This window comes from Flavipsychrobacter stenotrophus (assembly GCF_002954265.1).
Classification (GTDB): domain Bacteria; phylum Bacteroidota; class Bacteroidia; order Chitinophagales; family Chitinophagaceae; genus Flavipsychrobacter; species Flavipsychrobacter stenotrophus.
Genome location: NZ_PPSL01000003.1, coordinates 216,000 through 229,503 on the forward strand (window position 1 = coordinate 216,000; position 13,504 = coordinate 229,503).

A 13,504-nucleotide genomic window follows, 5' to 3' on the forward strand; every position below is an offset into this window, starting at 1 on the left:
ATTTCTTTTTTTAATTGTAAAAAACATTAGGTTTAGGGATTATTTGGTGGTGGGCTTCTGCTGCTCCTTTTTGTATCTTAATATTTCAGATGCCAAAACAAATCTCCGGCCCGAGTAAAGGAAAGAAAGAAGTTCACCGGAATTGATGAGTTTATAGACGGAACTTCGCGTTTTTAAGTGCAATATTTTAGCCGCCTCTGGAATGGTAAGTTCATTATCAACAAGAGAATGCTTATCACAGTTAGTCAACAATAGTTTCTCAATCCGCTCAAGGTGTGTCGCGAGTATCTCTACTGCATATGGTAAATTGTCAAAAGTGATTTTTATATCACTTCCTGAAATAGGTTCTATCATTAAGAGTCTTTAAAGTGTTACTAATTTTGTTGCCGAACTGACATTTGGTAGCGTACTAACGGAGGAGGAAGACCCAGAAATGGTATAATTCTCAGGGTTTTCAAATTTCTTAACTGGTGATTGGGCACACAGTTTCTAATGCTAATGTTGAGGTCCATACTAGCATTATCCCATTACCCCTCTAACGGTTACATTTACTTGGGGGTACACACTTAAAAAATGTCTTTTTTTTGTTAATCTCAGGTGTAATACACCAAATGATTCATATATAATACCTAGTTTTTTGCCATATAAGATTTAATTATATGGTTAAACTTCGTTATGCGTAGCTGGTTTTTTCGCCATGAATTTTGATTAAATAGCACATATATTATGTTAAATTACATATATTATGTACTGCGCAGGACTTTACATAGTTGGCCATGGATACAAACTGACGCTGGGTCAAATAAATGTTTTGCTTTCTATTGCTATAGAAATTTGTTTCTCGCAATATGTCTTCGGAATTTGAAAATATCTGGATGTTCGCCTCTACCCACAACAATTGCATTTTATGAAATAGCGCTTTCATAAATCTTTCGTATAATTCGCGGAAAATAATAATGACGATCTAGCAATGGTTAAAGAAATGGCAATTCAAGATAAACATCGCGCACACCAATCTTCCCTACGAGGAAAATTACCAAATTTGCTGGCACCGTGTCTAAATGGGCTTTCCACCATATGTTTCGGGCCCTACTTAGGCTACAACCTCACTATTTTAACGCCACCGAACAAAGGGTCTTCTGAACAAATATTATGGAGCAACCCGGTAGCAGCGAACTAAACAGATGTAGGAACCTCACACAACTGGCATTCATAATTATTGGATAGATTCAAAGTAGTAAAACTTGCAAGCATAAAATATTGATGCTAATTTTAATATACCTATCAATATCCCTAATTGTTATGTGTATATTTGCGCCTCCCATAAAACGATCTATACCTAACTATGGCCAAGTTCATCTTCAGAACCGTGTTGTTGCTATTTGTGCTTTTGCAATTATGTATTTGCAGAACTCAGGCAGCTGTCCCTGTATTTGTCAATGGGTCAACGGCCACACTTTCTGTCTGTAAAAATTCGATAGACAATGTCATTGATTCACTTTTGTCTGTTGCTTACTCTGGCGTTGGAGAAACGATAACTTGGACAATCCAGGCACCTCCAACCCACGGGTCATTGTATAACTTGCCCTTTAGTCTTATTTCTACCGGCAGCAATTTGGCCACGATTAATATTAAATATACACCCATGCCCAGTTATGTGGGCATGGATACTTTTAGAATAAAAGTGAACAGTCCTATTGACTCAGGGGTCCTTATTGTATATACTAACGTTCGTGAAACAGCACCACCTGTCGCTGTGCATAATGTAGAATACTGTCAATATACTGCCGATACTGCTCTTTTTGCCACAGGGTCTTCACTTCTTTGGTATACTTCTAGCACCAGCGGGTTAGGTTCAACTCTAACGCCAATACCGTCTACTGCAGTTGTAGGTGCCACACGCTACTACGTATCACAAACACTAAATGGATGCGAAAGTTTACGGGATTCTGCCTTTGTTGTCATAAGAAATTTGCCCCTTGTTTCCGTTAGCCCTACAATGGATACAATTTGCAGTGGACAATCAACAATTTTTCACGCAACAGGCGGCATTACATATAGCTGGTCACCATCATCAGGGTTGAATTTGACTTCCGGAGGAGTCGTTTCAGCCAGTCCAAACTTATCACAAACATATTATGTAACAGGATCAGACTCATTTGGATGCAGCAACATGACGAGTTCTTTTGTGCTTGTTAACCCTACCCCGGAGGAAATTGTCATAACAGGGTTACAACAGGTAACTTGCATTGGAGTCCAAACAACTTTAACTGATGGTACAGCCGGGGGTACCTGGTCTGGTAGCAATGACGCTGTAGCAGCAATAAATAGCATTACTGGGACTGTTATTGGTGTTGATACCGGCGAGGTGACCTTTAGATATACTTTACCTGCTACTGGCTGCTATAGAACGACAAATATGTCAGTTCATCCGTATGATTATCACCTCCCGCCTGTTTCGACATGTATCGGAACTCCCAAGTACGTAATCGATTCTTACACAGGTTATCAATGGGGCCAAGATCTTGGGAATAGTTTAGGGATACACTACTCAAATTATGTGTACTCAACCGGAGGCGGGTGTCAGGTGTCATTTGTTGTAACGGTATTTCCTTACCCAAGCCGTATTGCGGGAGACTCTATTCTATGTATTGGCGACACGTCAACTCTACACAATGACTCACTAGGTACTTGGATTTCAAATAACTCATCGGTTGCGACAATTAGCCCTGCTGGACTAGTGACAGGGTTATCGGCCGGAACAGCAATAGTTACTTTTACACCAGTGACAAACTGTCCGCGCATAATACACATTACCGTTAACCCATTACCGACGATTAATGTTACACCAACAACATCATCGATATGCTTTGGGCAAAGCGCGGGTATGTTTGCCAATATTGGGCTAATCTATACATGGTCACCAGCGACAAGCCTAAGTAATTCCACAGGAACTTCCGTAACGGCAACACCGTCGGTAACAACTACCTATACTGTTATTGGCACTAATACAAGTACAGGGTGCTCAAATTCAACAATTAGAACGATAGGCGTCAATTCATTACCATCAGTTAATGTCACATCTTCTGCGTCTACAGTTTGCGCTGGCACCAATACGACCTTGTCGGCTACCGGCACATTAAACTACATATGGTCACCGGCAACTGCATTATCCTCAACCATTGGAACAACGGTGCAAGCTCATCCGAGTGTGACAACTGTATATACTGTAACGGGTTCCGATATTAACGGTTGTTCAAATAAAGCGACAGTTGGCATTACGGCACTCGCGCTCCCAACATTATCTATAAGCCCTACCTCAGTAACAATTTGCACTGGCCAAGCAACGACGTTGGCTGCTTTTGGAGCAGACAGCTATAGTTGGTCGCCAAGTGCATCCTTGTCGTCATCTACAGCGGCAACTATTACAGCCATACCCGCAAGTAGTACAACATATATATTGACTGGCGTAGGGACCAACGGATGCGCGAATACTATTAATAGAGTCGTTGTCGTCAATCCTACACCTACAATAAATCCAATAAGCAACATCGTTACATGTAATGGCTCGACGGTATCCTTATCGCCTTTTTCTGGTACAGCAGCAAGCTATAATTGGGTTAACTCTAACTCTGCTATCGGGATTTCCTCTTCTGGCGTAGGTAATATCCCTACCTTTTCTAGCGTAAATAATGGAACAACCGTACTCACCGCAACGATTACAGTAACACCATCATCGGGTGTATGTGTTGGAAGCTCCATCAGTTTTACCATAACGGTCAAACCATCCCCCACAGTTACAGCTATTTCAAATCAAAATGTATGCAATGGTGCAGTATCAGTTCCTATATTATTTAGCGGTTCTGCAATTAGTGGAACTCCAACTACTTATAATTGGGTAAACAGCAATAGTACCATAGGGCTTGCAACAAGCGGATCCGGAGATATCGGCATTTATTCCGCTGTAGACACAAGTAGTGTAGCTATTGTGTCAATGGTTACCGTTACTCCGGTTGCAGATGGTTGCAGTGGAGTTTCACAAAACTTTACTATCACAGTACATCCCTCACCAACCGTGTCAGTCCCATCTAACCAGAGTTTGTGTAATGGAAGTTTGACAACGCTGATTTCTATTTCTGGTACAGTACCTGGCACTGCTTATAGTTGGTCTTGTTCCGATAGCGCAATAGGTGTTGCCGGATCAGGAATTGGAAATATCACATCGTTTACCACAATAAATTCGGGAAGTACCCCATAACTTCAATCTTTACAGTCACTCCCAATGCTGATGGGTGTCCAGGGACGCAACAATTATTTTCTATTACGGTAAAGCCAACCCCCGTTTTATCGCCAATTTCGAGTCAATCAGCTTGCAAAAACACACTAACAACACCGATAACATTCAGCAGTTCTGTCGCGCTAACAACGTATACATGGTCTAATAGTAATAATAATATTGGATTGGCTAATTCCGGTGCAAGTAATATTGATACATTCACAACTACTAACAACACTACACTTCCAGTAACAGCCACTATTACAGTTACTCCATTTGCAAATGGTTGCTTAGGTAACCCATTGAATTTCAATTTTACTGTTAACCCTTTGCCAACCGTATCACTAATAACCAACCAAACGATCTGCTACAATACATCAACAGCAGTTATTGCCTTTACAGGGTCAGTCGTTGGTACTACCTATAACTGGGCAAATAGCAATAGCAGCATAGGTCTGGCATCAACCGGCACAGGTAATATCGCATCATTCACTGGGATCAACAGCAGTAGTGTCACTGTAACATCAACCATTACAGTTATACCTACTATAAATGGTTGTAACGGCGCATCACGTAGCTTTGCGATAGCCGTTACTCCTACACCGTCAATTGATCCAATTGTCGACCAGGCGATATGTAAAAATACAGCTACTGCGCCTGTTAACTTCACTGGTTCTGTACCCGGCGCGAGTTATACATGGACGAATAGCAATGCCGGAATCGGGTTGAGTTCAAGCGGAACTGGTAATATTCTGCCGTTTACGAGTTTGAATAGTGGCAGTGTAGCTGCCACAGCCACTATTACCGTCACTCCAGCACTGGGTAGCTGTAGTGGAATGCCAGGGATATTTACTTTGACTGTCAACCCCGCGCCGACGATTAGTGCCGTTACTAACCAGGTACTGTGCAATACTTTATTAAGTACGCCGATCACATTTGGAGGATCACCCATAAGTGGAGTGCCAACAACTTACAATTGGGTGAGTAATAATGGAAGTATCGGTATGCCGACATCAGGATCGGGCGATATTGGTGTTTTTACAGCGACAAATACAGGAACGGTTGCCATCACATCTACCGTAACTGTTACACCTGCTGCAAATGGATGTAATGGTTCGTCTAGCAGCTTTAATATAACTGTTAAACCTACGCCGTCTCTTACCCCGGTATCTAACGTAGCAGTATGTAATGGTACAATCGTGTCAATTCCGTTTACAAGCACTGTAATTGGTACTACTTACAGTTGGGTAAACAACAACAATAGTATTGGATTGGTATCAACCGGTACAGGCAACATTGGGCCGTTCTCCGCGACAAACTCAGGTAGCACTACAATCACCTCGACAATTACGGTTACACCCGCGGCCAACGGATGTATTGGTTCGTCACAGATCTTTACAATTACTGTTGCGCCAACAACTACTGTTTCTACAGTTGTAAACCAAGCAGTATGCAATAATGCATCAACTACACCAATTACTTTTACTGGAGGTGTTAGTGGTACTGTGTATAATTGGTCAAATAGTAACGGCAGCATTGGACTTGCTACATCAGGAACAGGGGATATTACCTCATTTACTGCGCTCAACAATGGGAGTGTTGCAGTAACGGCAACTATAACAGTTACACCGATAGCTAACAGTTGTACAGGTGTTCCACAAACATTTACAATTACTGTTAAACCAACACCGACTGTAAATCACTTGCCTGACCAGGTTGTGTGTAATAATACATTGACAGCAGCAACTTTCGCAGGTGCGGTTTCTGGTACAGTATACAGCTGGACAAATAGTAGCGGAGCGATTGGGCTTGCAACAACAGGAACGGGGAATATTGGATCTTTCACAACAATTAATACTGATACTGTCTTAGCAACAGCAATAGTATCTATTACACCTTCGGCAAACGGCTGTATAGGCATTACTGACTTTTTTACAATAACGGTAAAGCCCTCGCCAACTTTACTGCCTGTTGCTAATCAAACATTATGTAACACACAATCTAGTACACCTATTTTGTTTAGTGGGATAGCTATCAATGGTTTTTCGACTACATATAATTGGATTAATAACAACAGCAGCATTGGTTTACCAGGATCAGGAGCTGGAGGCATAAGTACGTTTGTTGCTGTAAATACTGGTAGTACGCCTCTTGTGTCAACTGTCACGGTGACACCGGTGGCTGACGGATGTAATGGAGCGGCTCAGATTTTTACTATTACTGCTAAGCCATCCCCAACAGTATTTTCAAATGCGGGGCAGACGGTTTGTAATAGCACTATGTCCTCTAATATACTATTCAATGGTACCCCTGTCTCAGGTTTCCCAACGACATATAATTGGTCAAATAGCAATGCAAGCATAGGTCTTGCCTCCACAGGTACAGGGAATATTGCACCATTTATTTCTGTAAATACTACTTCGATACCAGTTACTTCAACCATTACTGTAACGCCATCTGCAAATGGATGCAGTGGTTTGCCACAAACAGTTTCGATAGTGGTAAATCCAACTCCGACAGTAGCTCCTGTTAGTAGCCAGACTGTTTGTAATGGAACATTTGATACTGCAATTGTATTCAGCGGCAATGTAAGCGGCACAACTTACAATTGGTCAAATAGTAATAGTAGTATAGGGCTTGCTTCAACAGGAACAGGAGGTATTGCTTCATTTATTGTAGTTAATCCTGGTAGCGTGGCAGTAACATCTACAATCACCGTAACACCAGGTGCAAATACATGTATTGGAACAAGCCAGAATTTTACGATAGCTGTTAAGCCTGCTCCTACAGTTTTGCCTATTTCAAATCAATCCATTTGTAACAGTAATGTGACATCGTCTGTTATTTTTAATGGAACCTCGGTTAGTGGATCTTCTACCATTTATAATTGGATAAACAACGATACAGGAATCGGACTGTCCATGTCCGGGAGCGACAGTATCGGGTCATTTACTACCACTAATGTGACAAGTTCGGCAATTACCTCCACAATTACAGTTACTCCTATAGGTAACGGCTGCATAGGTGGTTCTCAGCATTTTACTATCACAGTAAAACCAACACCAGCAGTATTGAGTGTGGCAGGACAAACAGTATGCAATAACACTAATGCTTCAACAATAGTATTTAATGGGACGGTAAGCGGAACCATCTATAATTGGTCTAACAGCAATAGCAGTATTGGATTAGCTTCATCCGGAACTGGGAATATCGCCTCGTTTACAGGAATAAACAGCAGTAGTGTAGCCGTAGCATCAACAGTAATTGTAACCCCTGTCGCGAATAGCTGCCAGGGTTTACCCCAGAGTTTCTCCTTAACAATAAAACCATCCCCAACTGTTTTTCCAATTACCAGCCAGTCAGTATGTAATGGGGCAACGACTACCTTAATATCATTTAACGGGTCTCCCATAAGTGGATTTCCTACTGTTTACAATTGGGCTAATAACAACAATACTACTGGTATTCCAGCAATTGGCTCTGGTGATATATTGGCTTTTAGCGGGTCGAATTCAGGAAATGTTGCTGCGGTTTCAACTATTACAGTCACTCCAGTAGCAGATCTTTGCAGCGGTAGCCCTCTTAATTTTACGATAACCGTAAATCCCACACCTGATGTGGTGCCATTGACAAGCCAATCTATTTGCAATGGAACAACTACGACTCCTATCATATTTGGAGGTGGAGTTACAGGTACGGTCTATAATTGGGTAAGTAGCAACCCATCTATCGGGTTGGCGACAACTGGGGCGGGGAACATAGCTGGATTTACTGGTATCAACACCACAAGTGTTATAGCTGTGTCTACGGTTACAGTTACACCTTTAGCAAATTTATGCAATGGCAGTAGTCAAATCTTTACAATAGCCGTCAAGCCAACCCCAGATGTAAATCCAGTTTCAAATCAGACAATATGCAATGGTGCTTCGACAACAAATGTCGCTTTCGGTGGTAGTGTTAGTGGCACAGTTTACAATTGGGTAAACAACAATGGTAGCATTGGTCTGTCAACATCAGGTATGGGTAACATCTTTCCTTTCTCTGGTATAAATGTCGGGACAACAAGTACAATTTCAACAATTACAGTTACTCCATTTGCAAATGGATGTAATGGCCCCGCGCAGAATTTTACTATAAGGGTAAACCCAACACCAGGTATTTCCCCAGTTTCAGGTCAGTCTGTATGTAACGGATCCCCGACCACATTAGTGTCATTCAGCAGCAATGTTGCAGGCGCATCATATAGCTGGGTAAATAATGATCCGACTATTGGCTTGACTTCAACAGGCTCCGGGTCTATATCGCCATTCTCCGTCGTAAATGGTGGAAGCGCTATGGTTACGGCTGTCATAACTGTCACACCTACAGCCAATCTCTGCAATGGAAGCTCGACGACTTTTACAATTGCAGTTAAACCCACACCATCTGTGTCTCCTGTTTCAGGGCAGATAATTTGCAATGGAGGCACGACAACATTGGTCGCCTTCGGTGGACCGGTAAGCGGTACTGTTTATAACTGGGTCAATAACACTTCTGGTATGGGATTGGCAACTTCAGGAACTGGAAATATATCATCTTTTGTAACTAATAATACCGGGACTGTTGCTGTTACTTCGACTATTACGGTTACTCCTGCTGCGAATGGATGTATGGGCAATTTTCAAAACTTCAATATCACTGTAAATCCAACGCCAATCGTATTTCCTCTAACCAGTCAGACTGTATGCAATACCGATCATGTCGCATCTACTTTATTTGGCGGTTCTGTTGCAGGTACAGTTTACAATTGGATCAACAGCGACACTAGTATAGGAATTGGTGCTGCAAGTGTAGGCAATATACCTGCGTTTACTGCTTCTAATAGTGGAAATGTTGCTGTTGTCGCGACAATAAACACAACCCCATTTGCAAATGGATGTAACGGTGCATCTAATAGCTTCAATATAACAGTCAACCCTACACCCTCAGTAGCCGCGGTGCCAGACCAAAGTGTTTGTAATCAGCTCAATACCTCAGCAATTATTTTCGGAGGTTCGTTAGTTAGCGGTACAACGTATAATTGGAATAATAGTAACAACACTATAGGGTTAGCGTCTAATGGCATAGGGAATATAGGGTCGTTTTCAGCCATTAATAGCAGTTCCGTTGGAGTTACATCAACTATAACTGTAGCTCCATCTGCAAATGGTTGTGTAGGCAGTTCTGCTATTTTTGTAATTACTATTAATCCAACGCCTGCAACTATAACAGGTGATACTACTGTCTGCTTTGGTTTGACATCTTTACTCTCAGATATTTCAATTGGCGGTAGCTGGAGCACGAGTAATAGTTCAATTGCGTCAATTAGTCCTGTTGGTCTTGTATCCGCTTTATCAACTGGGATGGATACGATCACTTATACTTTACCGACAGGTTGTCTTACAAGAACTACGTTATTAGTAAATCCGTTGCCTAATGCGATTACAGGTACTGACTCTGTATGCGTTGGGGCAAGTGTTGGATGGGCAAATACAACGTCGGGTGGTATATGGAGTAGTGCCAATCCCTCTATAGCAACTGTTAGTACTTCAGGATTAGTTTTTGGTGTGCATTCAGGAATTGATACTATTGTTTATACTATTTCAAATACCGGTTGCCAGGTCGTTGATCTGATTAAAGTCAATCCGTTGCCAGTGCCTATTTTTGGTAGTTCATCTGCGTGCGTGAATTCACCGGTAGTGCTTACTGACTCTTCAGGCGCAGTGATGTATGTCGTTACTCCTGTCACACCCGGAATACTTACAATTACACTTTCTAATTTATCAGCCTGCAGTAGTCATATTTCAGTTTTGGTTAATCCATTACCTCAATCTATCATAGGCTCAACAGGATTGTGTCTTGGTACTACATCTCAATTGTCAGATAGTGTTTCAGGTGGGTTTTGGAGCAGCAGTGATACAACTGTGGCAACCATCGGCAGTAATGGTTTAGTATATGCTAGAGCAGTGGGTAATTCAACAATTTCTTATACATTGTCCTCAGGTTGTTATCGGACAGCTACGGTTACAGTAAATAACTTGTTTATAATAAGTGGTGTGCAACTGATACATCCGGTAACTTGTAATGGTATAAGCGGGGCTATAAAAATAATGGGCGTTGGAAGCTCGATCTCCTACAACGTCAATTACCTTAAAAATGGCATCCCCCATGTAACGGTAAAGACATCAGACGCTTCCGGTGATCTGCTTCTTGATAGCTTAACAGCAGGTAATTATACAAACATTACTGTCTCTTTAGGTGGATGTACTTCAAACTACGTTTCAGGAATACTCGTAGATCCCCCTAATCCAGCGATCCCGCATTTGTCTACAAACTCACCTGTCTGCTTAGGTTCAATATTAAATTTGAGCTCATCAGATACTACCGTGGGCGTATCATTTAATTGGAGCGGTCCTGGAGGTTACACATCGACGCTTCAAAACACCGCAATAAATCCAGTTTCGTTATCCGACTCGGGATATTATAAAGTTAGGGCCGGACTAAATAATTGTTTCTCCTCTGATAGCGTAAGTGTTCACGTGCTTTCTATACCTAATGGTTCGTCTATTACAGGAAGTCAATTGGTATGCCAATTTGCAACAGCGACACTTTTGGATTCTGTATCAGGGGGTACCTGGTCAGTTAAGAATAACCATGCTGCAATTAATAGCTCAGGAGTTTTGACAGGTATTTCTTATGGGTTAGATACAGCAGTTTACATACTCTCCAATATCTGTGGTAGTGACACAAATTCATTAGAGGTCTTTATAGATCGAATACCCGTGATTGACAGCATTACTGGCCCAGCATTCGTTTGTGTTGGCTCTTCTATCAGTGTGGCAGATATTACTCCTGGTGGAACCTGGCTGATAACCAACACAAATGCTGCAATCAATAGCGCTGGTCTGGTGAGCGGCACAATGCCAGGAGCAGATACAATTCAGTACTTAATTACAAATACCTGCGGATCAGATACAGTTCACAAATCACTTGCGGTAATTGCTTTGCCTGTTGCTGGTATTATTACTGGGCCGCCTGATGTATGTATAGGTTCGAGTATATCGTTGAGTGATGCTGCGATTGGTGGTATCTGGAGCATTAGTAATTTAAGCATTGCAACGATTAATTCCGTTGGTGTCTTGCATGGGCTATCATTTGGGAATATTATAATTCACTACACTGTAACAAACGTATGTGGTGTTGCAGATGTAACTGATACCGTCATTGTTAAACAGCTTCCTTATGCTGGATCAATATCTGGTCCAAGTAGCATTTGTGTCGGTGCCTCGGCGATTTTGCATAGTACGGTCTTAGGTGGAAGCTGGAATATCACATCCAGTGGAGTAATCAATATCAGTACTTCTGGATTGGGCTCGGATAGTGTTAAGGTAGATGGTATCAACGCAGGCACGTCAATTGTCAGATATGTTGTGTCGAATTCATGCGGATATGATACCGCAACATTTTATGTTACGGTTCATCCTATTCCGTCATTGAGCAGCACGTTGAACCCTCCCAGTGTTTGTAGCGGTTCACCATTTAATTATTTGCCGACTAGCGGTAACCCAGGTGCCTCTTATTCATGGAATAGATCGACAGCACCACTCATCGCGAATGTTGCAGGGTATGGTGTTGATAGTATTAATGAAACACTGGTTCTAAATGGGGCTTTACCTACTACTGTAATATATAACGTGACTGTTACTTCTTTGGGTTGCAGTAATACCGAGCCTGTTTCAGTAATCGTTAATCCTATACCAGCTTTGAACAGTAGCTTGAACATTACTACATGTTCAGATGTTCCTGTGAATTACCTTGCAAATAGTGCTACGCCTTTTACTTCTTTCATTTGGTCACGGGCAAGTGTTCTGGGGATATTACCTACAGTAGGGAGTGGTACTAATTATATATCAGAGAGCCAGACAAATACCACAACCGCTGGCATATTTGTAGTGTATACATTTACTCTATCTGCAGCTGGCTGTACTTCAACTCAAAACGTCAATGTACTAGTAGAAACTCAGGCGCCAGCTCCTCCAAAGATTACTACAATGTCGCCTTCATACTTGTGTACAGGAACAATGTACCAGAATTTTGGTGCAGCTTCAATTCCTCCATCCGGAATAAAATATACCTGGACAGCAACTGGGGCAGAAGTATGGGCTACCGGTATTGATGATCAATATTGCCTGGTTAACTTTAAGTATCCTGGCTTCACTTGGGTTACCCTTTCTTCGTCATATACAGGATATACTTGTAAAACAAGAGATTCATTTGTAGTACTTGTTGGCGATTACACGTCAATGTCACCTGAAGTGATCTACCATCATCCTGATTTTGTTTGCTTGTTTAATCCGGAATGGACCTATCAGTGGGGTTATGACGATGTGGGTACATTAGACTCGTCACTTTTGGCAGGTGAAACAAATCAAAACTATTACAACGATAACCCTGACTTTACAAACAAGTATTACTGGGTTATCACTACATATAAGGACTGCATGCAGAAGACCTACTTAAGAGTGCCAACATTAGTAAATGATATTAGTTCAGGTAAGGTAGGTAAAATGGTAATATCGCCTAACCCAAGTAACGGTCAGTTTAAAGTAAAACTGACATCGGACTTTACAGAAAATGGACAGTTAGTAGTCTCTGATCTTTTAGGCCGGGAAGTATTGAAAAGGGAGATTAGGACAAACAGCACAATAAGTGTTGACCTTAATGAAACGGGAGTATTTATGCTATCAATTGTAACAGCGCATGGTCGCGCCACGGAAAAAATAATTGTTCAACTATAGTATAAAATCGAATTGAGATGAAAGCTAGGATTGTATTCATATCGCTGCTATTAATGACAAGCACAATGTCCTTTGCTGGTAAATGTTCAGGAGGAAAAAACTGTACTGCTTGTAAGAACTGTAAATACTGTAAGAACTGCTCGAAGGAAGGTGGTAGTTGCAGCGTGTGTTCTTCAACCATTGAAAAGCCGATGAAAAGTAAATCACAGAAGAAGAAGCACTAAGCTCTTTCCGTCATTCTCATTGTCTTACAACGCCAATCATGGTTGGGTTATATGTTATAGCAATATATACCCTACAGGTCTTTACAAGGTTCATCCTGGATCGAAGCTGATGTTGGATCAAATGAACGTTTTGCTCTTTATTGCTATAGCAGTCTTTTTCTTCTAATAAATTCTTTGGAGACTGAAAA

General features: G+C 41.6%; 3 protein-coding genes. 2 read left to right on the forward strand and 1 reads right to left on the reverse strand.

Annotated features, from left to right (window positions below):
* Positions 1-39: 39 nt before the first annotated feature.
* Positions 40-354: a helix-turn-helix domain-containing protein gene (locus tag CJD36_RS11070; RefSeq protein ID WP_105039238.1), complete on the reverse strand. Its 315-nt coding sequence runs from the start codon at positions 352-354 to the stop codon at positions 40-42.
* A 1,291-nt stretch (positions 355-1,645) separates the two neighbouring features.
* On the opposite strand from CJD36_RS11070, the gene CJD36_RS11075 reads away from it, so the two are divergent.
* A complete protein-coding gene (locus CJD36_RS11075; RefSeq protein ID WP_161499280.1) occupies positions 1,646-4,258 on the forward strand; it encodes an Ig-like domain-containing protein in 2,613 nt (870 codons plus the stop codon).
* Positions 4,259-4,461: 203 nt separating this feature from the next.
* The gene (locus tag CJD36_RS11080) at positions 4,462-13,092 is read left to right on the forward strand and encodes a PKD-like domain-containing protein (protein ID WP_105039240.1); all 8,631 of its coding nucleotides are present in this window, start codon (positions 4,462-4,464) and stop codon (positions 13,090-13,092) included.
* Positions 13,093-13,504: the final 412 nt, after the last annotated feature.

Bases quoted from the DNA above. Each gene is read 5' to 3' on its own strand.
- CJD36_RS11070 (WP_105039238.1), bottom strand. From the start codon at position 354: ATGATAGAACCTATTTCAGGAAGTGATATAAAAATCACTTTTGACAAT.
- CJD36_RS11075 (WP_161499280.1), top strand. From the start codon at position 1,646: ATGCCCAGTTATGTGGGCATGGATACTTTTAGAATAAAAGTGAACAGT.